Raw genomic sequence first — 24,536 nt, forward strand, 5'->3', positions numbered from 1 at the left:
TTAATATTCGACTTCAAATAAAAATAACCGTTCTTAAAGTAAACTGCTTACGTTAGCTTAAGTACAATCCTTCATAATCTCCTCGATAAATACCCAATTTTAAAAATGATCCTCCGCAATATGGCCCTTTAATGGAATTTAATAACTAGAATTTTTGAACATCATTTTTTGTAAATGTAACGATTTTATTTGTAATTAAACATTTTGGAAATCGTCATCAGTTTAAATTGTTTCGTAAACTTCTATATGAATGATATAACGATTACAGCATGCAGCATTTCCTGTATTTCGTTAAAATTTATATTATACGAATAATTGAAAACTTCTTTAACTACTTTTATATGGAGCCCTTATAATTTGCAAAGAATGTGTTTCGGCAATCGAGAATTTATTTTAGTATAAATTGTACATAGGTTTTTATTTCAATTATTCAATCAAAGTACAGTTATGTGGAATTTACACGAGACCCAAAGAAAGACAGAATCAATTCGTGATCCTGCCCTTCTTTTCTACTTATTAATAGACGATATGAACACTTCCATCTTCCATTTTCTTGATAGCTGCCCATGAATTTGATGGCATCCGTCATAATTCCTTTTGACTAGATTTCTTTCTTGCCAGCTTCAAATACTTTGCGGTCTAAAATTAAGTAGTAAAAATAACAAATTTGATCATCAATCATTTCATAGGAAGTTAATATGAAACTATAACCGAAATTTTTCTTTAAACCATTCTCTCGCTTCTTTGTGATCGTTGAAAAAAGGAAGTTTTGATTCTTTTTCACGAGTGAAATGTTTTTATATTCTCATTAAAGAACTGTTATAGATTAAATAATCTCGATACCTAATTCCATATACTTATTTAAATTATGACTTAGTGGACCGTCTTCCGTAATTAAGTAATCAAGTTCTGAAACTGGACCAACCAAGTAATTGGAAATGGTATTAAGTTTACTTCTTGTTACCAGGGTTGCGATTTTATTTGAACTTTTAATCATCTGACGTTTAACATGAGACTCTTCTATATGAGGGATGCTGATTCCAAAGTCAGGGTGTAGTGAATAAACTCCTAAAAAACAGAGATCTGCTCTAATATTTTTAAGCACTTCAATGACTTCAAATCCTACAGTCACAAAAGATTCCTTGAAGAAGGTTCCGCCTAGAAGGATAATATCTGTATTTGGATGTTTTGATAATGCCAAACTAATAGATGGACTATTCGTAATAATGGTCCCTTTAAACTCGATAGGAATTTCTTGAGTCAGAAAAAGATTTGTAGTACTTCCATCTAATAAAAGAACTTGTCCATCTTTAATAAGCTTCACAGCTTTTAAAGCCAATTCTTTTTTTGCATCTATATTTTCTTCCGTTCTTTCAGAAAAGGTTAAAGCGCTTGCAGAAGCGGGAAATGCCCCACCGTGTACTCTTTTGAGAAGACCCAATGAATCCATTTCTCTTAAATCTCTTCTGATTGTATCCTCGGAAACATCCCATTTCATGCTTAATTCTTTAGCAACGACTTTCCCTTCTTTTTCAAGTATTTGTAAAATTTTGCTTTGTCGTTCTTTTCTTAGCATAACAATGATCAGCCTCCGTGTTTTTGCATGTTTATTCTTAATTATATTATTTTTACTTGAATTCGCCAATTTTTAAGAAAAATTTTGCAATATTCTTCTTGTTTTTTCTTGTTTATAAAGATAAAATATTCTCAAATACGGAAAAACTCGCTTTAAGATGCAAAAACAAGAAATTCTTCGAGGCAAGAAACCTAAAACTGACATTTTGTACTAATTTAAACATTACATGAATAAAGAGGAGGAAAAAAAGATGAAACAAAGTATTGAAACACTAGCTGTAAATACGATTCGCACCTTATCAATTGACGCGATCAATAGTGCTAATTCCGGTCATCCTGGCCTTCCTATGGGGGCTGCTCCAATGGCATATGCACTCTGGGCGCATCATCTAAATCATAATTCTGCAAATGCAAAATGGTTTAATCGAGATCGATTCATTCTTTCTGCCGGACATGGCTCTAGTTTGTTGTATAGTTTACTTCATTTAGCTGGGTACAATGTATCTTTAGAAGATTTGAAAAAATTTCGAAAGCTTAATAGCAAAACACCTGGTCATCCGGAATTTGGTCACACAGAAGGTGTTGAAGCTACAACTGGGCCTTTAGGGCAAGGAATTGCAAATGCAGTAGGAATGGCAATGGCTGAAGCCCATTTAGATGCAAAATTTAATCGGGATGGATACCCTGTAATTGATCATTATACATTTGCTTTGGTTGGCGATGGAGATTTAATGGAAGGCATTTCTTATGAGGCCATGTCTATGGCCGGTCATATGAAACTAGGAAAATTAATTGCTTTATATGACTCAAATGATATTTCTTTGGACGGTGCATTAAACCTTTCATTTTCAGAGGACATTCAAAAACGAACCGAATCTGCTCATTGGCAATATTTACGAGTAGAAGATGGAAATGATGTAGCAGAAATCTCAAAAGCTATTACATTAGCAAAACAAAATACAAACCAACCAACCTTGATCGAAATTAAAACCACTATCGGTTATGGTAGTCCTAAAGTTGCAGGAACAAACAAGGCACATGGAAATCCCCTTGGGGCAGAAGAAGCTCGTGCAACAAAACAGGTATATGGCTGGCATTATGAAGAGGATTTCTTCGTACCGGAAGAAGTTAAAGACCATTTTGAAGAGCTAAAACAAAGAGGCATTGGTCAAGAACAACAATGGAATTCATTATTCCAATCTTATCAAAAGGCATATCCTGAATTAGCGAAGGAACTGGAAGATGCCATATTGGGGGAAGTTCTAATCAATGCGGAAAACATTCTGACATTTGAGACAGGTAAAACAATTTCAACTCGTGTAGCCAGCGGAGAAGCCATTAACCATTTTGTCAAATCAGTTCCTTCTATTTTTGGAGGAAGTGCGGATCTTTCTCACTCGACAATGACAGATATGAAGGAAGACGCAGCTTTCGCAGTAGATTCATTTAGTGGACGAAATATCTACTTTGGTGTTCGAGAACACGCAATGGGAGCAGCTGGCAATGGTTTAGCTCTTCATGGCGGGGTAAAGCCTTTTGTTAGTACATTCTTTGTTTTCAATGATTATCTCAGACCGTCCATTCGCCTGGCCGCCTTGCAAAAGCTTCCAGTCACTTATGTATTTACTCATGATTCGATCGCGGTTGGTGAAGATGGTCCAACCCATGAGCCGATTGAACAGCTAGCTTCTCTTCGTGCGATCCCAGGGCTCACCGTGATTCGCCCATCAGATGCAAACGAAACGGCAAGTGCTTGGGCTTATGCACTAAAACAAACCGATGGACCTGTTGCCTTGGTGCTGAGCCGTCAAAACTTGCCTGTGTTCCAAGAAACAAAAGCAAATATAGATAAACTTTCTAAAGGAGCATACGTGTTAACACAGACAGATGAAAAGCCTGGTGTTATTTTGATCGCTACAGGCTCAGAAGTGTCTTTGGCTGTTAAAGCAAAAGCCGAGCTGGAAAAAGAGCATGTTTCTGTTCGTGTTGTTGCCATGCCAAGCTGGGAACTGTTCGATCGCCAGCCGAAAGAGTACAAAGAGCTTGTTCTGCCTGCTTCTGTTACGGAGCGTGTGGCACTGGAAATGGGTATCTCCCTTGGCTGGGACCGCTTCGTCGGACCAGAAGGGAAAATAGTATCTATTGAAACATTCGGTGCTTCAGGAACAGGGGATGAAGTAATGGAGCTATTCGGATTTTCCACAGAAAATGTTGTTCGAACTGCAAAAAGCCTACTACAATCTTAAAATGGAGGAAATATACGATGAAATTATTTATTGATACTGCAAATCTTGTTGATATTAAAAAGGCATATAAAATCGGCGTTTTATCTGGTGTTACAACGAATCCTTCCTTAGTTGCGAAAGAAGGCGTAAAATTCGAAGACCGAATTGCAGAAATCTGCCAGGCAGTTCCACGGGTAGAATCTGTTTCCGCTGAAGTAACTCCAGATGCCATTACAGCTGATGAAATGATTGCTCAAGCTGAAGAGCTTATTAAAATTAACGGTGGAGATGAAAAAATTACAATCAAGCTTCCGATGACTTTAGATGGTTTAGAGGCTTGCCGTTATCTTGCCGATAAAGGTGTTAAAACAAACGTCACACTTATTTTTACAGTAAACCAAGCACTATTGGCAGCCCGTGCAGGTGCAACTTATGTATCTCCATTTTTAGGTCGCTTAGATGATATTTCCGAAGACGGAGTCCAATTAGTATCAAAAGTAGCTGAATTGTTCAGTATTCATAATTTCGAGACACAAATTATTGCAGCATCTGTTCGTCATCCGGATCATGTAACCCGTGTAGCAATGGCAGGTGCTCATATTGCAACGATTCCGTTTTCAGTCATTGAGCAAATTTCTAAACATCCACTTACTAATCAAGGAATCGAAAAATTTGCTGCTGATTGGGAAAATACTCTAAAAAACTAAGTTAAACAAAAACACGACAGGAGACCCTCCCCTGTCGTGTTTTTAATTCCTTATCAGTTTTTAAGATTTGCAATTGCCGCTCTTTCCATTGCAAGCCCTTTAGTATAACGTTTCATAAATTACTCAAAGCCTTCTACATCCTTAGAATCAGGGGACATAGTCTCACCAACTTTTTCTGCAAATACCTTCTGACTTAGATACGCTACATCTGTTGCCGTCACAAAATGATCTGGCTTTATATGTAAATCATTCATAAAAATAAGGATACCATTCTGATAGGAAATAATTGTTTTTGGGGACTTGTCCTGTTTTTCAAGACTGGTAATATATTCTACTAGCACTCTTTCCATCTCTTAACTTATATGACGAGTTTTATGTCTAAAAATCATATTAAATCTGTTACTTGCAGAAATATTTGATATGAATTGGCATTAATATTTGAGGCCATATTTGAAGTGATAAATGAAATAACTAGGTCAAGGAGCTGACACTATGAAACCCCCAATAGACTGTACCAATGCAGAGCACATACAAAAAAGCCTCTTCCACTTTATGAAGAAGGCTTTGGAGTGAACTCTATGATTAATTTGAGTTAGCTGGAATAACAGGCAAGATTACATGTGAAGGATATTGCGCATTATGTAAAATCGTTTGTCTTGCTTTAACAGTCTGTTTGCTATCAATCAATGACTTCCCGGTATTTGGATTCGGCAAAAAGTGAGGAAAGCTGCTGGATGAAATTTCGAGCGTGATCTGATGCCCTGGCAAAAACACGTTGCTTGTTGCCCAAAGATCAATTCCATATTCGACGATTTCTCCATCCAAATCTTTTTCATGCTGATAGTCATTCCGATAACTTGCATTCACAATTCCTTCTGCCAAAATGATCGCTTTCCCATCGGGATTGGTATCAACAAGTTTGGCTGTAAAATCCGTATCCCTGGCATCAGAGGAGGCCCACAGCTTTACCCTCACAGGTCCCGTCACTTCGACGGCTTCGGTTAATGGCTGTGTTGAATAAACCAGCACATCTTCTCTTTCTTCGATTGTCCGTTGATCAAACGGACCCATTGTTAACGGTCCTGCAAACAAAGTCCTACCGCCTTTTGTCGGCACAGGGTTTTGTGGGTCATATATAAAGGTATCCGCTTCCTCATTATTAGGATAATGGATGGAAAGATGACCATCGCCAAATTTCGTATTTGCTTTTCCGTTGCTGTGCAAATAAAAATTTGTAAATATCGTCCGTTCAAGGGGCCATTCCCATTCATCACGCCATTCATTAATCCCCATCACGAAAACTTTGACAGGCGGTTCTGTTTCTAAACCGGTGGCCAATCCTTTTAACCAATGATTAAACCAGCGTATATGGAGATCTGTGATGTTTTCCTCTAAATCAATCCAATCTCCTGATGCATGCACGCCAAAAGAGCATTCGCCCTGTACAGAAGAAAAATAGCCATGTCCCCATGGACCGACAAGCAGCTTTTGATGATTATCAGTGTGCACGTTTGCTTTCGCCATTTCCAGATAATTTGTTAATGTCGGACCAATAAAACAATCATACCAGCCGCCTATATGAAATGCCGGCAGCTGTAAATCTTCATATTTGTCCACGATACTTGATTCCCGCCAGTAGGCCTCATCATCAATAGGATAGGACAACTCCTCAAAAAAATAAGCGGCAATATCCAGTTCCATTAAAGGTGGCCACTGATTGATTGGGGCAAAATGGTATAGTTCTTCTATTTTATTAAGATGATTTGCAAGTTTTCGCAATACGTCTGTTCTTTCTTTCGGATTTTCATATTTTCGCTTCAATAGATTAGGCGCAATGGATTCGAGTGTCCAGGTTTCAGTAAAACCAGGCTGGTATACTCCATTACGAAATCCCGCACCATTCCGTTGGTCATTCAACGTCATGGCTGGAAAAATTGCAGCTAAATGGGGCGGCTTTTTTGTTGCGGCTAAAAGCTGTGTGTATCCATAATAAGACATGCCGAACATTCCTACTTTTCCCGTTGAGTACGGGAGTGTGGCCGCCCACTCAATCGTATCGTAACCATCTTCCGCTTCCTGTCTGAATGATCGGAAATCCCCTTCTGACTGAAATCTTCCCCGCACATCTTGTATAATGACAACAAAACCGTTTTCAACAAGTTGATTGGTATCTAAATAACGATGAGAATAATGGGGCAAATCTTTACTATATGGAAGCCTGGTTAACAGAATGGGAAATACCCCCTTCTCATGAGGACGATAAACATCTGAATAAAGAATGACGCCGTCCCTCATCTCGCAAGGCACATTTTTTTCAACAACAATCCGAAATTGCTTCATTTTAACACCACATTTTCTGCTTAATTTATTTTCAACTCTTGTTTTAGAATTCAAAAAATACTATCCCACGATCACAGACTACATGGGATAGTATGATGTTCTTATTACAATTTGGCTACCAACCTTTTGTGAATTAATTAAGAAAGAAAGATAAGGCACTCAGGTTAATGATTGACAATTTTTGCGGCATGGATGTTCTCAATTTCTTGAAGTTCACCTGTCGCAGTCAATTTTGCCTTCATCGCGTAGTAGTAGATGACGGCTGGTAAGATTAAGGCAACGGACCATGAAATGTCTGCGTGACCGAGTGTCTTTGAAATGGGGCCTTCATATATGCCCTCTACATTCATGAAGGGTATTTGTGCAACGATGCTGATAAGGTATGCGCCAATACAAGTCCAGTTGAATTTTCCGTATTTGCCGTTCACATCAAAAATATCTTTAATACTATAATTTCCACGACGAAGCAGGTAGTAATCGACTAGGTTGATTGCACTCCACGGCACCATGATGTATTGAAGCAATAACATGAAATCATTCATGATGGTCACAAGGTTGCCTTGACCAACGATGCCAAGGATTGTTGCAATAATCGTGCAAATCGCCATGATGCCAAACCGTTTGGTTGGTGTCACTTTTATTTTCGTGAACGGTTCAATTGACGTAACTGTCGCCATGAAGGCGCAGTAGAGATTCAACACGTTAACGCCAAGGATCCCTAGCACGATGACGATATAGATGATCGGTGCCAAACTGTGACCGACCATGTTTGCAAGAAATCCAGTCGGATCGCTCCCGAATTTGGAGGAAGATGCGATAAGGATGACGCCTAGTGCCATTGTCCAGCCTGTCCCGAGAACACCACCAGCATATGTCCAGCCAAACGTTGCCCGTGGCGAGGTGTTGCGTGGTAAGTACCGAGAGTAATCGGCGACGTATGGTGCGTATGTCAGGAGCCAAGTGGTGCAAACACTTAGTGCCATCAAAAACGGCCCAACTTTAAAACTTGAAACCGCCCAACTATGTGCCGGCAATGGAAGTCGAAGGGCTTCAACCGTGATCACGATGAAAACGATTGCAAAAACAACCGCAAAATATTTCTCAATTTTATGGATGAGGTCATACCCATAGGTGGTGACAATCAAAGTGACACCGTTAAGTACGACCATTGCAAGCCATACGGGAATTGAAGGGAAAGCGCTATGGATGGCCTGTGCACCTAGTAAACCACTGTAGTATACAGATCCGATGTACATGATCATGACGAGAATCAATGGCAAGATAGCGCCGATGACACCAAATTGTGCTCTGCTTTGAATCATTTGAGGTATGCCAAGCTTTGGGCCTTGGGCAGAGTGTGTCGCCATAAACAAACCGCCAATCAAGTTGCCGAGAATCACCGCAGTGAGTGCCCAGAATACGTTCAGACCAAGTGATATGGTAACAGCTCCGGTAATAACCGGTGTAAGCTGCATGTTACCACTAAACCAGATATTAAATAGATCCCGTGCTTTGCCATGCCGTTCCGAATCTGGGATATAATCAATACTACGTTGTTCTACTTTCACTTGCTTTTCCTCCTTTGATTTTGAAATTTCAGATTTTAACGTTTAGATTGTATCCTTTAATTGTCAAGCTTCCTCATTATCTGATAATTCATCTTGGAAAAGTCCCCCTTCTTTTAATTGAACAACCAAAAAGAAGGGGATAAATCGATAATTGGTGTTATATTTTTCTTCCAAAAAAAGAACATTAAGCCTTTACTGACGAAAGCGATTGAATAATCTTAACAGCACGATCCCCGACTTCGGAAGTGGTGGCTTTTCCCTTCATATCAGGTGTTAAAATCCTTCCTTCCACAAGCAGTTCCTCGATTGCCTCCAGCACGAGTTTCCCGTAATGTTCATATCCTAAAAAGTCGAGAAGCTGGCTGGCAGACCAAATCGCCGCCAAAGGATTGGCCAGGCCTTTTCCCGAAATATCAGGGGCAGATCCGTGAATCGGTTCAAACATCGACGGATATTTTTTTTCCGGATTGATATTGGCCCCCGCCGCAAGCCCAATCCCCCCGGCCAAGGCCGCACCTAAATCGGTTAAAATATCCCCAAATAAATTTGAAGTAACCACGACTTCAAATCGCTGCGGATTGGTAATCATTAACATCGCTGCTGCATCTACGAGGTAAGATGTTGTTTTCACATCCGCGTACTCCCTGCTCACATTAGCAAAGATTTGATCCCAGAAAACCATTGAATAGTTCAAGGCGTTTCCTTTACTGATGCTCGTTAGAGATTTACCTTCCCTTTTAGCCGTTTCAAACGCATAGCGGATGACCCGTTCCGTTCCTTTTCGGGAAAAGACACCTGTTTGCAGGACAACTTCGTTCTCCTGACCTTTAAATAACCAATCTCCAGCACCTGCATATTCACCTTCACTATTTTCACGGATAAACAGCATGTCCACATCTTCCCTTTTCACGTCTTTCAAGGGACACGCGGCGCCTTTCACTAACTTAATCGGACGAATATTAATATATTGGTCAAAACTTTTTCTGATTTTTAAAAGTAAATCCCATAATGAGATATGGTCCGGTACGCCGGGATAACCGACAGCCCCTAGTAAAATGGCATCGAAGTTTTTTAATTTTTCAATTCCATCTTCATCCATCATTACGCCATGCTTGGTGTAATACTCACAGCCCCATGGGAAATAGGTGTATTCAAACTGGAGAGAAGAATCCAATTCTGAGATTTTATTTAGAACTTTGATTCCCTCTTGTAGTACTTCAGGGCCGATCCCGTCACCAGGAATCACCGCAATTTTATAAATGCTCATTACATTTCGCCTCTGTTCCATACAACAAGTTTTAATTCTGTCATTTCTTCTACTGCATATTTTATCCCTTCACGGCCAGTTCCGCTCTCTTTTACACCGCCGTAAGGCATATGATCAACGCGAAATGTTGGAATATCATTAATCATAACAGCCCCAACTTCAAGCACTTCACTCGCGTATAAGGCTTTATCGATATTTTTCGTATAAATACCGGCTTGCAGTCCGTATCTTGAATTATTTACATATCCAATCGCTTCTTCTACAGAACTTACTTTATTGATAATTACGATAGGAGCAAATACTTCTTGGCAGGATACTTTTAACAATGGATCGACATTAACGATCACTGTTGGTTCTAAAATTCCATCCGTTAATTTTCCTCCTGCTACAACAGCTGCTTCGTTTTGTTTTGCTTCTTCAATCCAGCTTAACGCACGTTCGGTTTCCTTTTCCGATATTAAAGAAGAAATATATGTGTCAGGTGATAATGGGTCTCCCACCTTTAACTGCTTCGCCGCAGCTACAAACTTCTCAACAAATAGATCGTACACCTCTTCGTGGGCATAAATGCGCTGCAAGGAAATACATACTTGTCCTTGATTTGAAAAAGCACCTAAAATACAACGGTCAATTACTTGATCAATATTCGTACCTTTATCTAAAATCACTGCAGCATTTGATCCAAGCTCTAAGGTGGTTTTCTTTAAACCAGCTTTATTCCGTATCCCAATCCCGACAGCTGGACTTCCAGTAAACGTAATCATTTGCACACGATCATCTTTTATCATTGCCTCTCCTACAACCGAGCCTGATCCTGTCACAACATTTAATACACCATCCGGCAGGCCTGCTTCTTTGAAAAGCTCTGCAATAAATAAAGCAGATAACGGGGTTTGCGAAGCAGGTTTTAATACGATTGAATTACCTGAGGCGATTGCAGGCCCTACCTTATGTGCAACTAGATTCATAGGAAAGTTGAACGGCGTAATCGCCCCTATCACCCCAATTGGCTTACGGACGGTATAACCAATTCTTCCGACCCCGCCTGGCGCTGCATCAAGAGGAATCGTTTCACCGTGGATTCTTTTTGCTTCTTCTGCAGCAAATTTATAGGTTTCGATCGTTCTCGAAACTTCACCTTTCGCAAATGAAATCGGCTTGGCTGACTCTCGTGCGATGACTTCTGCCGCTTGGTCAGCCCTTTCTTTCAATAATTCTACCACTTTTTCTAAAATTGCAGAGCGCTCAAATGATGGCATTTTAGAAATCACCTGAAATGCTTCCTGTGCTGAACGAATAGCTTCTTTCGTCAATTTTTCATCCGCCACTGCAATCTCAGCAATTGCTTCCCCTTTGTATGGAGAGTAAAGAGTTGAATAGGTTAAAGTCTCAACATCTCGACCATTAATAAATAAATGTTTTTTCTCTACAACACCTACATTTGTCATCGACCTAACGCCTCCAATACCATTTCGTGGAATTGAGCAATTGCTTTTTCAGATTTTGAATATACCCCTTTGTTAAAGGCACGGGAACGGAACCCAATTTGCTCTAATTCTACTAATTCAACATCTTCTTGCCTTACTTGTTCAGCAAATGTCACTAAATCTTTTTCTTCTTGTGATAAATTTTCATCCCTAAAATAATAGGTGTAAACTCCTAATGTTGTTTCATGATCAATAGGGATCATTTGAATCGTCGCCATATTTCCCGGCCCTGGATAAATCGTTACCATTAAGTTTGGCCATAACCAATAGAATTCTCCACCCTGCATCTCTGCTTCATTTAAATCGGTAGTCCCCATTGTTTTATCAGGTTTTACAACCGATCCTTGAACAGAATAATTTTCACAGGTAACGATTTGATAATTTTTCATATCCAAAGTGGCAACAAAGCTAGGATGTGCCACATGACAGTGATCACACTCTAAATAGTTATCAATGAACGCTTTCCAGTTCGCCTTAATGACGCGTGTTTTCTGATTAACTCTTTTCAGCTCTCCTAAAAAAGGAAACTTTCCTAATCGATCAAAGAAATCACCGTATGTCTCACTTAAAGACTTGCAATCATCATCAAGGTTAACAAAAATTAATGATTCTAAAATTTCCATTCTGACAGGTCTTAAACAGCGGTCGCTGACACAGGAGGCATCTTCCCCAGTAAAGTTAGGTGCTTTATTTAAATCTCCATTTAAATGGAATGTCCAGCCATGGTAGCCACATTGAAGAATTTTCTTTTGACCTGATTCATTTTTCTCCAGTTTTGTCGCACGGTGCGGACATACATTATAAAACGCCCGAATCACTTCGTCCATTCCACGAGTGATGATAATGGGTTCACCCGCTACATCTATAGTAAAAAATTGTCCTGGTTTTTCTAACTGACTTACATGACCAACAACTTGCCAAGATTTCGCGAAAATATCCTTCATTTCTTGCTCATAAACTTTCGGATCTGTATATAAATCATAAGTTAATGTTCTTTCAAATGTTCGATTTGTTTTATTTTCCACTTCATTATAAGCCATTTTTATTTCCTCCTAAATTTTCTTCAATGTTTTTAATCAATGATTCACTTATCTCGTTCAACATTTGCTTTCTCTGTGAACATCATCTCCCCCTTCAATAAGGTCATACTTTCCATTTAATAATTGAGTCAAAAACAATTCACCTCATAAATTCCTAAATTTAAAGTGATAATAGTAAAAAATTATGCGTTTACAAGGTATTGAAAATTTTGTTTAATAAATTCAACGAGATCTCTCGTGTCTGACTACCGACACTCACTTTTAATTAATGCAATTATTGTGCCAAAATTAAAAATTATGAAATTTCCTTTAAAACCGGTGATTGTCATTTAAAATTTGTTCAATTTTCGTTCAATTTTGAGTTGATATCAACTCACGTGAATTAAAATCAACTCAAATTTGCAGGGGGGCAGTTTCAAATGGTTTCCGAAACACAAAGTCCGTTAGAAATTACAGTAGAAACATTAAAAAAAATTCTTGATTATTCATCGGATGAAATTTTTGTCCTCGACGCACAACAGCGTGTCATTTTTGTTAATAGCATCTGTGAAAAACACTACGGGTTAAAACCGGAAGATGTAGTGGGAAAATATAACTCAGACCTATTTGAAAAAGGCTATTGGAAGCCCTCGATTGTACCAATCGTGTTTAAAGAAAAAAAAACAGTCACCATCAAGCAGACCACATATCTTGGAGCAGAGTTATTAACGACAGCAGTCCCGATTTTAAATTGTAAAAATGAAATAGAATTTGTTGTGACTACCTCACAAGAACTGCAAAACTATAAAAGTATTACATCCGAAAAAGAAAAAGAATTACCTTCTGACAACCATAACAGTGCAACACCGATTACAAATTGTGAAAAAATGAAGAACATCTTAAAGGTTTGCGAAAAAACCGCCAAGGTCGATTCAACTATTTTAATCCAAGGAGAATCGGGAACAGGAAAAGGAGTATTAGCTCATTACATCCATCAAATTAGTAAGCGAAGTGACGAAACGTTTTTAAAAATTAACTGTGCGGCCTTACCTGGGGATTTACTTGAATCGGAGCTTTTTGGATATATGGAAGGTGCCTTTACGGGAGCAAGTAAACATGGAAAAAAGGGATTGCTTGAAATTGCCGACCAAGGCACATTATTCCTAGATGAAATTGGCGAATTGCCTTTATCACTTCAAGCAAAGCTGCTGCAAGTCATTCAAGAAAAACAGTTTCTTTCGGTTGGTGGACACGAATTGAAAAAAGTAGATGTCCGTATTATCGCAGCAACAAACCGTGATTTGGTTGAAATGGTGCGAAATAATCAGTTTCGTGAAGACTTATTTTACCGCCTGAACATTATTGATATCCAACTGCCTGCGCTAAGGGAACGCAGGGAAGATATCATTCCGCTAACCTATAATTTTTTATATAAATTTAATAAAAAATATGAAATGAATAAAATTATCTCTCAAGAATGCCTCAACTTATTTTACTGGTATTCATGGCCCGGGAACATCCGTCAGCTTGAAAATGTCATGGAGAGACTTGTCGTCACCTGTGATTCAATCATCCAGCAAGGTGACTTACCTGATTTAATCTTAAAAAATATTAAACCGCAAACTCAGTACGCCCTCCCTTCTGAACTTGATCATGCGATTGAACATGTGAAGAAAATGCTGGTGATCCAGTCCTATAAAAAACATAAAAGCTCGAGAAAGGTTTCTATGGATTTAAATATAAGTCAAACGAGGGCAGTCAAACTAATCAACCAGTATTGCGGAGATTTAGAGGAATCAAAAAGGCCTATTCCTGATATTATCCCCTTTAAGTAAACAGTGTAAAAAGACCATGATTTCGACTGTCTAGTCTTTAACAGAGAGATGTGACCATCCTCAATTTTAACTAGAAACATTTCGCATAACTATTCTGCTTCGATAGTTGAATAATCTCTCCGTTTCAATTTCGTGGATCAAGTCAATAATTCCTCTAAAAAGATTTTAGGGAGAGATGTATTACCGAAAGGTATCCCCATCGAGTGAGTATTGCTCAAATGAGACACATTATAAAACGGATTTCAAATCGAGCACAGATTAATAAAACGATACATCCACACCAACTATGGCATAGCTATGCCACTCACTTATTGAATAATGGTGCTCCTCTTGAAGTGATTCAGAGTTTATTTGGTCATGAAAAAAATGAGACGACTAGGATTTATGTACAGTTAAGTGGCAGTCTAAGGCAAGAACTGTATCGAAAGTATTTTTAAAATGATTATCGACTACGACAAAAAGCAACGCAAAGGCGTTGCTTTTCTAATGCTCTTGCACCCGTTTGTTTAAGTACATTCTTTCACAATCAAATTGTCTATATATGATTTAATATCTTGTTTACTCTTTAAAGTAATAACTACATTTTGGGGGTCTAAGGCTAGAAAGGACTGAAATCGTTTATTCATTTTATTTTTTCGAGGATAGTAGGTAGTATATATAAACTTAATGAAATCCCAATCTAATTTTTCCTTACATCCCTCTCCCATATCAGGACGTGTTTTCCCGATGTTCCTTAGCCACCTTTTAACTACACGAAATAAACAAACATAGAGTGGTAGTTCCAAATAGATTATTGTATCTGCATGTTTTGCACGAAATTCAAAAGTATTACTATAATTTCCTTCAATTATCCATTCACCTTTTTTTACAATATCCTGCTGTGCTTCTGAAAACTCTTCTAAGGTTGCTTCCACCCAGTTTGGCTTCCAATATAAAGAATCTAAATGATAAACATTTATATTTAGGGCTTTCCCTAATTTTTGTGCAAAAGTTGACTTCCCTACACCTGCCGAAACTCCAATTACCATAATTCGTTTCATCTTATGCCACCTTCTTTTACCAGACTTCGTAATCTATGACGATAAAATATATGTTTACTTTGTTAAACTAACCTGCTCGTTAATTCAATAAGTTCAACAAAAATAAGCGTTAATCCTTCTTGGATCAACGCACCCCGTTACTTTAAGTGTAATGTTTTACAATCATACTTAAAAAAGAAAATCGGACTATCTCTTTAAGGTTGCAACATAAAAACTTTGCACTGCAACTAAAATTATAAATACTGATAAGATAAAGAAAGAAAAAGTGCTATTTTGCGCATTAACTTTTATAGCTTTGGATTAATGATTGATCAAATTAATGATAGTAACCTTGATAAACGAACAAAAAGCGACCGATTCGAAGATGAGGGATTACTATGGAATTAAATACCATTTAAACAATATTTGATACGCTTTAAAGACTTTGAAAATCACCTTATCAATAGGGTGTTGCTTATTGATAAAAAATAGACTGAACGGTAATAACCGATCCGCCCATAAATATTATCTTACTTCAGTAAAGCCTCCTTCAATGGAGGAACATGACTGGCGTTTTTAAACAGCTTTATAGTTAATCAATACTACAGACTCAATTTCACAGCTAATACGATAAAAATGGTTTTAGTCCCTGTTTAATATTAAAAAATAATCGTTGAAAGCCTATTGATATATCCATCTTAAAGACTTATGTTTGTTTACGGACTTTATTACGGATAGTCTTCAATTATTTTTCATGTGTGTTAATTAATTTTATAAGGATACGGATAAACATCACCACTGAACAACCGCACTTAATCTAAATCAATATGGTCAATATTCCGAATAGCTAACACAACAATACCAAGAGCAATTAATGCAAATGAAAGCGGAATATAAATAATACTGGCTAATGAGAAATTCGGACCAATTGATTGGCATGTCACACTAACGATTAAAAGGGAAGAAATTATCGTTGCTGGTGTCGAATATTTTCTCATTCCAAAATATAGCGGTACGAGTGCTGCCACTGCAGTTGTCAGGCTAAACATGATGATTTTTATGATCGCCTCCAAAACATCGCTTGAAGTTAGACTTATTGAAGAAGTCAAATGAAATATTTTATTCAATCCAATAAAACCACTAATCATCACTGTATGTGAAATTGTCATTGCAATGAATGTCATCCAAACGATCAGAATCAATTTTGCACTCAGGATTTTTTTACGATTGATTGGATAGGAAAACATGATGAGGATCGTTCGATTCTTAAACTCTTGAATAATCATTTTTGAAATAAGTACAGCGGCAAATACGATAAAAACACCTCTAACACATGCTCCACTTATCGTAAAAATTCCTGTCACATCTTTAAACATTTCGGTACCTTCACTTCTTTCAACGACAGGAATGATACATAAAAAACTCAAAATGATTATATTTGCAAGAATAGCACCTTTGACGAACCAACCTAATTTAAACTTTTTTGATTCGAGTCTTATTAAATGAAACAATATGATCGCCTCCTTGACTTTTAAAATATTACTCCGTCCACTATTCGCTTCGTCCGAAAATTAACTTACGATCTGGTCTAACTCAACTTTTTTTATAAAATACTCTTCCAATGTTGTTCGTTTTCTATCAATAAACTCAATATCGATATCTTCCAATATTAATGTCTTAGAAATGGTCGATTGAGGTACTTCTATGGCATAGATGCGAATAGTTTGATCATCGACCACTTTAAAGTTATTAATACCTAATTTATCATGCAGCACCATAGCCGCTTTTCTTTGATTGCTGGTTACCAATTCTATGTACTCTGTATTTCTCGCTTTTATCGCAGCCATTGAAGCCTCTTCAATCAGTTTTCCGCCTTTAATAACACCGATTGTGTCTGCAATCTGCTCAATTTCACCAATGATGTGGCTAGAAATTAAAAGAGTCATACCGTATTCATGATTAAGCATTTTGAATAACTTTCTCATAGCCTTAATCCCGGCCGGATCCAGTCCATTAATGGGCTCATCTAGAATCAAGAATTCCGGCTTTGTGATAATCGCTCTGGCAACACAAAGACGCTGTCTCATCCCTAGTGAAAAGTCATTTGGTAGCTTATTCTCAACATTTTCAAGCCCCACCCGCTCCAAGGCCTCACGAATTGCCTGCTTGCTACGGTATCCCATATAAGCACAATGCAGTTCTAAATTTTCCATTGTAGTCATTTTCTCATAGAAAATGGGATATTCGATCATACTGCCTATTCTCTTCAAGTAATCGAAAGAATTATGTTTGAGAGGTTCTCCGAAAATGGTGATCTCGCCATGTGAAGGCTTAATCATATTGGTTAGCAACTTCATAATTGTTGACTTACCTGCACCATTCGGTCCAAGAAATCCGTAAATCTCACCTTGTTTAATGTTCATTGATACATGGGACACAACATCATGCCCTTGGAAAGTTTTTGTTAAATTTCTTGTCTGTACAACATAGTCCATGATGACCCTCCTCGTTTTCTAATTGTTTTCATTCTAGCAAGCGACCCTTGCTTTTTTCTGTCTTAATTCTTACAAAAATCTTAAGAAAACAGTGAGCTACTTATTGAGACGTTTCAATGAAAATGTAAATAACGTTTTTTCAAATGGAATGGATTGTATTGAAATGTCTCCTTGCATTTCTTCAACCAGTCTTTTTGTAATGGTTAGACCCAGACCACTTCCCTGGAAGGCTTTATTTCTCGATTCTTCAAGTGTGAACATACGTTCAAATACACGCTCCTGTTCGGTTTCATTAATTCCTTTTCCTTTATCGGAAACTTCGACATAGACCCTCGTTTCATCATAAATTACCTTTAAACCGATCATCTTACCATCAGCACCATACCGAAGACCATTTGAAATCAAGTTATATAATACACGGTTTATTGCTTCTTCATTACCAAGAGCAAAAACGGGCTTTTCTGGTATCTCAATGACCACATCTAACCCTTTGATTTGGATCCATTCATAGAACAAAAGAATATTATTTTTACAGATCTCAGTTAAATTAACTTTTTCAAGAGGAATATCCGTATCACCGGATTCTAACTTAGTCAAGTCAAAAAATGTATTCATTAACGTAATAAGTTCTAATGTTTTACTATGTACTTGTTTTAGCAAACGCACTCTTTCTTGTTCATCAATTTTAGGTTGATTTTGAAGCATTTCAATATATCCTGCGATCACTGTAAGCGGCGTTTTAAGATCATGAGAGACATTCGCCAACATCCGTTTCATCGAGGCTTTCATTTTTTTATAGTGACGTACATTTTCTTGATAGTCATCGACAATTTGATTAAAATGATCTAACATTTCAATGAGTTGCTTATCATCAGTTACGATTAGAATTCGCTCACTTGATTGTGAGGCTTTGATCTGTTTTAGTTTATCTGCTATATAAGTAAGATTCTTTTTTCTTCTATTATTTGATTGATATTGATAGATTATACAAATAAGAAGGACAATTATGATACAGCTTAATATAGTAATCATTTAAAATTCTCCCAACTTGTAGCCGATCCCCCATATTGTTTTGATATAGGATGGTTTCGATGGAGTATCCTCGATTTTTTCTCTCAGTCGACTCATGTGAACGTTTATAATATTTTCATCACCATAGTAATCTTCGCCCCAGACAGAACGATAAATCTGTTCTTTTGTAAAAACCTTCTTTTGGTTTTCAAAAAACAAACAAAGAATCTTCCATTCCTTTGATGTTAGGTTAATCTGAATGCCATTCTTTGTCGCACTAAGATTCTCTGTATCCAATTCAATCTCATGTACTTTGATTATTGATGTATTTCGTTCTATTTGAGTAACTATGTACTGTGTGGATCTTCTTATGGCCGCTTTCACTCTTGCCGTAAGTTCAACCATTGAAAATGGTTTAGTGATATAATCATCTGCTCCTAGACCAAGTCCTAATGCTTTATCCACTTCGCTATCTTTTGCTGAGATAATAATTACGGGAATGTAACTCCTAGTCCGCACCATTTGAAGAAAGTTCATACCATTTAACTTTGGCAACATTAAGTCTAACAAAACCAGATCGTAATGATCATGCTTAAATGCATTCACTGCTTCCTCGCCATCAAAAACACATTTAACATTATAGGCCTCATTATTTAAATATGTTTTTACCATATTACTAATATCCGGATCATCTTCGACAAGTAAAATAGTTTTCTGCATCATAAACAACGCCTCCCCTATAAACCTTTTATATAATTGATTCTTTAACCCACCTTTGGAAGCTTAAGTATTGTAGGTATTTCACCTTTAGATCAAAACTGATCACCTAAATATCAGCTGCAAACTACTTAGATTCCTCATCAAATTGTCCTTCATTTGACAGCCACGTTTTTTTTGAACCTACCCCTTTAGTGCAATAAGAAAAGCTGCCAAAATGACAGCTTGATCTGCAACTCTAGCAGCCTATAAAGGAATAATTCTGTAGTTTCTATTGGCTAGTTTGGTTTAATAAACAAAAAGCTGATAACCCACCATTTATTTCATTTAGTTAAAGTAGAAACATGACAATATTCTTAAAATAACCTGAAGCATCAACAAAATATTACGGTTGTTCTAATAATGCATATCATCTTTCTATAATATCGCCGATTGCAGAACAAACAAAATATACTACGATTGATTTATTTTCTACAACACTATTACACACCTAACATTATTTATTTAATACTTCCGCAAAAGCTCGAACAGGAAAGGTTCCAAATCCCTTAATTTTAGGAGAGATGGCATAAAATAAGAAGTCCTTATTTGAGAGCCCCTTTAAATTACACAAGTGTTCAACAATTAGTATTTCTTGTCTTAGTAAAACCGTATGTACGGGGCGAGCTTTTCCTGACGTGTCGTCTATATTTACAGAATCAATTCCAACTAATGCAGCTTGTTTATTTGCTAAATATTTGGCTGCTTTTTCGGTTAAATAGGGATGGTTTTCAAAATACTGATTTGTATTCCAATATTTGTCCCAACCTGTATGAATTAAAACAGCTTTTCCTTCAATATCAAGATCATTAAATAATTCTTCATCAATTTCTTTGTTGTTTTCATCAACATGAACAATAATTCCTTCTAAACCAGCCATTTTATCAATGGTCATTTCTGAAAGATCTTTCCCATCAGGATATCTATGGAATGGAACATCAACATAAGTTCCTGTATTAGAGACCATTTCTATTTTTCCAATTTGAAATTCTGTACCTTTTTCATAATGTTTTCGAGATTCTTCCCGACTTAGATAATCACAGATTATTGGAGCAGGTAACCCTTTATAAGTTATAAGACCATCTTCTATAGTATGACTTAAATCAATAAAAGCTTTATTCCTCATATTATATTTCCACACTCCCTTTTCACTATTATTCAAAAATGGTACAAGGAAATTTTAACATATTACCCAATTTTTCTTTGTATTAAAATAAATGTATAAAGTATACATTCTAGATAGGACCGGAAGTTCCCCATACAAAACCCCTCAGGCTACAATAAGTTCTTCTGGCATAATTTATTGTTTTTTGCACAGATTTAAACATTTTAATAAATTAATCCTGAGAGTCCTAAAACATACTGTTTATATAAGCAGGGTTTATGGCAACCTCTTATTCAATTATATCGCCGAATACATAAAGAAGGACGCTTTCTTGTTAAGAAAATGTGCCCTTTAATGGGATAACTAAAATAGGTTTAGTCCTAAAATCGCTCATAGCTTGTTGAACTAACGTACCAGTTATCACAATAAGGAAAAATAATTTTAAAGGAATTTGAGATGATGTAATAAGTGAGTTTTTCCATTCCATTCGATTATACATTGCTCTATACCGAAAACTACCGTTTCTGGCTTCGAGGTTTGATTATGGTCCAATTCTTAACTTCAGGCTTATGGCGTAGGGAAGTAAACTGTAGGTTTTTTTAAAACTTCCCAAAATTGTGAACATGTTTAAGCAAACGTTATGTTCTTAATAATCAACACAATAGATAATATTAAACAGATCGTTGCAGGAATGATCATTACAATTGATTGATGGGCTCGAAAAATATGAGAATGTATGGCTCCTAACATGAGAAGTACAAATAATGCACTTGATCCAACAGTTAAGTAGCTAATCCAGATACCACTAATCATACCTATTGCTCCAATAATTTCAATCAATCCAATTACAGACATGAACCATAATGGATATTGATAATGCCGCCAATGTTCAACCTGAAACGGCATACGTAAAAGTTTTATGAATCCTCCTACTAAAATAAATACCGCTAAAATTACTTGTATGACAATAGTTATCATATATATCTTTACTCCTTTTATTGATATTATTTAGGGGAATTCTGTCCAATGATTATATAGATATATATTCCATATAATATTCTATCATTAATAAAATCATTATGAAGTTAAAATTTCACCTAACCTGCTCCTTTAGCTCAATAAAAAAAGGCTGACTAAGCGACATTTCCTTCTTGAATTCAAGCACCAGTCAGTTTAAGTAAAACTCTTCACAAATATCTGGAAGGAAGTTGCATGTTTGAACTTCAAGTTTAGGCAGTGGATGCCCTATGTAAGGTATTCTGCCATCTTCAAGGAATGACATTGTGATAACCTCCACTTGAATTTGCTCTATATTATTCTACATAGACATATTTGTATATTGTCCTGCGATCATTTTCCATTTTCGAACCCGCTGCGAGGGCCACCCCTGTATTAGTTTAGGCTCCAATTTTTGATTATTGGTTTTGTTTTTATAATGGCACTTGAAATCCAGGATCGTTTCCAGTCTTTTATATCTAAGAATCGATGTATCTAAAAGTTGTAAGTTTTGTACACTACGAAAATATAAGTTTTTTTCTTTCTTGTTTTCCATCTAAAAGTTAGTCTATAAAAAATGTACAGAAAGTTATATATATTTTAGACGGGAATGAGCAAAGTTGAGTGAACTTGTTGGATATGCAAAGGTAAGTACCTTAGATCAGGATTATTCCTTACAAGTTGAACAGTTAGAAAAGTATAGATGCACTAAGATTTTTCACGAAAAGAAAAGTGGTAAGAACACTGGCAGGCCCGAACAAAGCCATGGAGTATTATGAGCAGGAGACAAATTAGTCGTTTATAAGATTGACCGTTTGGCCAGATCAACAAGAGACTTACATAATATTGTTCATGAATTACAAGAGAAAAACATCGGCGTTGTATTCATCAAGGAACAGATCGACTTTTCAACTCCGGCTGGAAAGCTCATGTTTACTATGCTGGGGGCTATTGCTGAATTCGAGCACGATCTCATCAATGAACGGGCGAAAGCACAAGGGAAAACTTAGGAAGAAAAGGACAGGACACAAAGGAAATCAAAAGGGCATTAAAGCTGTTTGCAGAACGAGAGAAAAATGGATTAAGCGTAAATGACATTTCTAAACAAAAAGGCGTGCTACGTTCAACCATATACGCAAAAGCGAAGGGGGCAAAATAATGGCAGTAGACGATCACGCAATAAACAGTTTAAAGGTTTGGTTTGATATTGAATATGAGGAACTAAAAAAGGTATGGAAGAGCAATGAATACGAAAAGCTTTCTGATTGTCCATCCTTTAAAACAGCCTATACCTATCGAGAAGCTTTAAATGTTTTAATTAAAGGTCCTAAATATGTGGATGAAACACAGTTAAAAAGAATGATTGAAGAGGAATTGGAGATTGAAGAGCATTGGGAGAATCGGAAGTAAAACAAATGTGTGCTTACTAAGCAAAGTGGTTTCCCCAAACGGAAATGAAGCAGCTTCCAGGTGGCGAGTATGGTAATTGGTATTGTAAAAGTGTTTTCCAGAAGTGTTGAGAGAACATTGGAAATTGCCTTGGAATCGAAAATAGGAGGGGCACAAAATGAAATGTGAATTTAAGGATAGCTCCCCTCACCTCTCCAGAAATGAGCCCGAATATGGATGATCTTATTGATAATTGACTTTACCTATTGCTTGTGGGGTCATTTTCATAATCCGTTTTTTTTACCTATACTTATATAAGGTTTTGCACTCTTTTTTTGTTTGCACTAGCTTGCCTTTCTTGTCTGCTCCTCTCCCTGTTCCACCTTTTCCTTTAGCTTTACTCATAAAATCACCCCATTATTATTCTAGGTTGAGTTACCTATATGGTTAGTTTTAGTCATTTTACTGGGTTATTAACCAAGCATATTGCAATAAATAACATCCTTAAGGTCACCCATACAATTGTGTAGAAACAATAAACTATATCGACTTCACGGAATTTCCTTTTTCACTAAACTGGCTTAATAAGGCATAAATGAACTAATAAAGAGTGACCATTAGAAGTCAATCTATCTAAAAAAATTAGGAGATTCCCTTATTGTGTGCTACACTTTGCTTACCATTTGATTTACTGTTTTCATATTCCCTACTCATTTATGAGTGGGGTTTTTTGTTTTTTAAGAAAAATAAAAAACAGACTCTAATATAAGGGCCTGTTTAAAGGATTCTATAATTAAGCTTTGTGCACGTTAGTTGCTTGAGGTCCACGTTGACCCTTTTCAACTTCAAAAGTCACTTCTTGACCTTCTTCTAATGTTTTGTACCCTTCGCCTTGAATCGCTGAGAAATGAACGAAAACGTCTTCTCCACCTTCACGTTCGATGAATCCGAAGCCTTTTTCGCCGTTAAACCATTTTACTTTACCTTTTTCCATTTTTGTTGCCTCCTAGTGTGTAAATACACACAATGTATTACTATCCTTGCTCTCAGTGATCATCAAGACGAAAAGTTGAAACTTATAATCCTTTACACCGAACAAAAATAATTCAATATTTATAATAACATTTTTTGTAAGTATTTGCAAGGAACCCTAATTCTTTAACTATAGCACCCGTTCGTGGAACAAGAAAAAGGGATCACCGTAGCGGTCACTTCTTTAACTTTTGCACCCGATTGTTTAAGTGAAATCATTCACAAAAAAAGATAAATAAAAAGCACTGAAGCAGTGCTTTAATTTGCCAGCTTATTATATCCTCTGTCTCCATAAGGTTGCAATTTCTCCATCCAAAGCTTTTCCATTTGCTTAAGATGCCAGCGTTTGTCTATATCTTCCTCAACTTCCTTCTTCTCTAGTACCTCGTAGACGAATGCATCTGCCCCTAATTGACTCCAATCTTTTTGCAACTGGGAATTTGCGAATCTCCCCGTTTCAAGTTGCATTTTCAGTGTTAGCCACTTGTTTTTTAAGTTAGGACAGCTATCAACATAAATTTTTCCGTTAACTTTGTTTTTTATTTGATATATGCCCATATAGGTCTTAATTTGCTTAAATTCCTCTTTTAATTCTTTACGCCTGCTCTTATCCACCGTTCTCTCTCCCTTCGGGGTCTATTGCTTAATATCCCATCTCTTTTAAGATTCTTGATAGAACACGCAATCGTTCACCAATAAGCTCATCATCA

20 protein-coding genes and 2 pseudogenes are annotated in these 24,536 nt (G+C 36.9%); 6 read left to right on the top strand and 16 right to left on the bottom strand.

Annotation, left to right across the window (positions count from 1 at the left end; translation table 11 throughout):
• Positions 1–826: 826 nt before the first annotated feature.
• Positions 827–1,576: a DeoR/GlpR family DNA-binding transcription regulator gene (locus AC3ANV_RS13120; RefSeq protein ID WP_488314010.1), complete on the bottom strand. Its 750-nt coding sequence runs from the start codon at positions 1,574–1,576 to the stop codon at positions 827–829.
• Between the two features lie 250 nt (positions 1,577–1,826).
• On the opposite strand from AC3ANV_RS13120, the gene tkt reads away from it, so the two are divergent.
• Both tkt and fsa read left to right on the top strand, forming a co-directional pair.
• Positions 1,827–3,821 carry a transketolase gene (gene tkt, locus AC3ANV_RS13125; protein WP_488314011.1) on the top strand — a complete coding sequence of 665 codons (1,995 nt, stop codon included), beginning with the start codon at positions 1,827–1,829 and terminating at the stop codon, positions 3,819–3,821.
• A gap of 17 nt (positions 3,822–3,838) precedes the next feature.
• Entirely contained in the window at positions 3,839–4,507 is a 669-nt protein-coding gene (fsa, locus tag AC3ANV_RS13130; protein WP_488314012.1) for a fructose-6-phosphate aldolase, read from the top strand.
• 119 nt (positions 4,508–4,626) lie between these two features.
• On the opposite strand, the gene AC3ANV_RS13135 is transcribed toward fsa, so the two are convergent.
• The 6 genes from AC3ANV_RS13135 to AC3ANV_RS13160 all read right to left on the bottom strand — a co-directional run bounded on the left by AC3ANV_RS13135 (position 4,627) and on the right by AC3ANV_RS13160 (position 12,209).
• The gene (locus tag AC3ANV_RS13135; RefSeq protein WP_488314013.1) at positions 4,627–4,848 is read right to left on the bottom strand and encodes a hypothetical protein; all 222 of its coding nucleotides are present in this window, start codon (positions 4,846–4,848) and stop codon (positions 4,627–4,629) included.
• Positions 4,849–5,089: 241 nt separating this feature from the next.
• Complete coding sequence (locus tag AC3ANV_RS13140; protein WP_488314014.1) at positions 5,090–6,901, bottom strand: CocE/NonD family hydrolase; 1,812 nt, start codon at positions 6,899–6,901, stop codon at positions 5,090–5,092.
• 110 nt (positions 6,902–7,011) lie between these two features.
• Positions 7,012–8,415: a purine-cytosine permease family protein gene (locus AC3ANV_RS13145; protein ID WP_488314015.1), complete on the bottom strand. Its 1,404-nt coding sequence runs from the start codon at positions 8,413–8,415 to the stop codon at positions 7,012–7,014.
• A 184-nt stretch (positions 8,416–8,599) separates the two neighbouring features.
• On the bottom strand, positions 8,600–9,682 hold the full coding sequence (locus AC3ANV_RS13150; RefSeq protein ID WP_488314016.1) for a tartrate dehydrogenase: 1,083 nt from the start codon (positions 9,680–9,682) through the stop codon (positions 8,600–8,602).
• The gene (locus tag AC3ANV_RS13155; protein WP_488314017.1) at positions 9,682–11,130 is read right to left on the bottom strand and encodes an aldehyde dehydrogenase family protein; all 1,449 of its coding nucleotides are present in this window, start codon (positions 11,128–11,130) and stop codon (positions 9,682–9,684) included. The genes AC3ANV_RS13150 and AC3ANV_RS13155 overlap by 1 nt, the downstream gene beginning before the upstream one ends.
• The gene (locus tag AC3ANV_RS13160) at positions 11,127–12,209 is read right to left on the bottom strand and encodes an aromatic ring-hydroxylating oxygenase subunit alpha (protein ID WP_488314018.1); all 1,083 of its coding nucleotides are present in this window, start codon (positions 12,207–12,209) and stop codon (positions 11,127–11,129) included. The genes AC3ANV_RS13155 and AC3ANV_RS13160 overlap by 4 nt, the downstream gene beginning before the upstream one ends.
• 419 nt (positions 12,210–12,628) lie before the next feature.
• Here AC3ANV_RS13160 and AC3ANV_RS13165 point away from each other — a divergent pair, with 419 nt between their 5' ends.
• Together AC3ANV_RS13165 and AC3ANV_RS13170 are read left to right on the top strand one after the other, a co-directional pair.
• Positions 12,629–14,023, top strand: a complete 1,395-nt coding sequence (locus AC3ANV_RS13165) for a sigma-54 interaction domain-containing protein (RefSeq protein WP_488314019.1) — start codon at positions 12,629–12,631, stop codon at positions 14,021–14,023.
• 179 nt (positions 14,024–14,202) lie between these two features.
• A pseudogene (locus AC3ANV_RS13170) lies at positions 14,203–14,460 on the top strand (tyrosine-type recombinase/integrase); the annotation flags it as partial.
• Positions 14,461–14,529: 69 nt separating this feature from the next.
• Here the strand turns inward: AC3ANV_RS13170 and AC3ANV_RS13175 are convergent.
• From AC3ANV_RS13175 to AC3ANV_RS13205, 7 genes are all read right to left on the bottom strand, one after another.
• The gene (locus AC3ANV_RS13175; RefSeq protein ID WP_488314020.1) at positions 14,530–15,063 is read right to left on the bottom strand and encodes a P-loop NTPase family protein; all 534 of its coding nucleotides are present in this window, start codon (positions 15,061–15,063) and stop codon (positions 14,530–14,532) included.
• Between the two features lie 791 nt (positions 15,064–15,854).
• Positions 15,855–16,553, bottom strand: coding sequence for an ABC transporter permease (locus AC3ANV_RS13180; protein WP_488314021.1), 699 nt, complete (start codon positions 16,551–16,553; stop codon positions 15,855–15,857).
• 60 nt (positions 16,554–16,613) lie between these two features.
• Entirely contained in the window at positions 16,614–17,537 is a 924-nt protein-coding gene (locus AC3ANV_RS13185) for an ABC transporter ATP-binding protein (protein ID WP_488314022.1), read from the bottom strand.
• Positions 17,538–17,633: 96 nt separating this feature from the next.
• Positions 17,634–18,569 (bottom strand): sensor histidine kinase, encoded by a 936-nt coding sequence (locus tag AC3ANV_RS13190; protein WP_488314023.1) that lies wholly within the window; start codon positions 18,567–18,569, stop codon positions 17,634–17,636.
• Positions 18,570–19,268, bottom strand: coding sequence for a response regulator transcription factor (locus AC3ANV_RS13195; protein WP_488314208.1), 699 nt, complete (start codon positions 19,266–19,268; stop codon positions 18,570–18,572).
• A 493-nt stretch (positions 19,269–19,761) separates the two neighbouring features.
• Complete coding sequence (locus AC3ANV_RS13200; protein ID WP_488314024.1) at positions 19,762–20,430, bottom strand: cyclase family protein; 669 nt, start codon at positions 20,428–20,430, stop codon at positions 19,762–19,764.
• Positions 20,431–21,036: 606 nt separating this feature from the next.
• Positions 21,037–21,387 (bottom strand): DoxX family protein, encoded by a 351-nt coding sequence (locus tag AC3ANV_RS13205; protein ID WP_488314025.1) that lies wholly within the window; start codon positions 21,385–21,387, stop codon positions 21,037–21,039.
• Between the two features lie 638 nt (positions 21,388–22,025).
• On the opposite strand from AC3ANV_RS13205, the pseudogene AC3ANV_RS13210 reads away from it, so the two are divergent.
• Together AC3ANV_RS13210 and AC3ANV_RS13215 are read left to right on the top strand one after the other, a co-directional pair.
• Positions 22,026–22,415, top strand: a pseudogene (locus AC3ANV_RS13210) (recombinase family protein).
• A gap of 148 nt (positions 22,416–22,563) precedes the next feature.
• On the top strand, positions 22,564–22,815 hold the full coding sequence (locus tag AC3ANV_RS13215) for a hypothetical protein (protein WP_488314026.1): 252 nt from the start codon (positions 22,564–22,566) through the stop codon (positions 22,813–22,815).
• A gap of 772 nt (positions 22,816–23,587) precedes the next feature.
• On the opposite strand, the gene AC3ANV_RS13220 is transcribed toward AC3ANV_RS13215, so the two are convergent.
• The gene (locus tag AC3ANV_RS13220; protein WP_154709163.1) at positions 23,588–23,788 is read right to left on the bottom strand and encodes a cold-shock protein; all 201 of its coding nucleotides are present in this window, start codon (positions 23,786–23,788) and stop codon (positions 23,588–23,590) included.
• A 296-nt stretch (positions 23,789–24,084) separates the two neighbouring features.
• On the bottom strand, positions 24,085–24,441 hold the full coding sequence (locus AC3ANV_RS13225; RefSeq protein WP_488314027.1) for a GIY-YIG nuclease family protein: 357 nt from the start codon (positions 24,439–24,441) through the stop codon (positions 24,085–24,087).
• Positions 24,442–24,536 lie beyond the last annotated feature (95 nt).

It is taken from the genome of Neobacillus sp. DFD-2R (assembly GCF_057747865.1).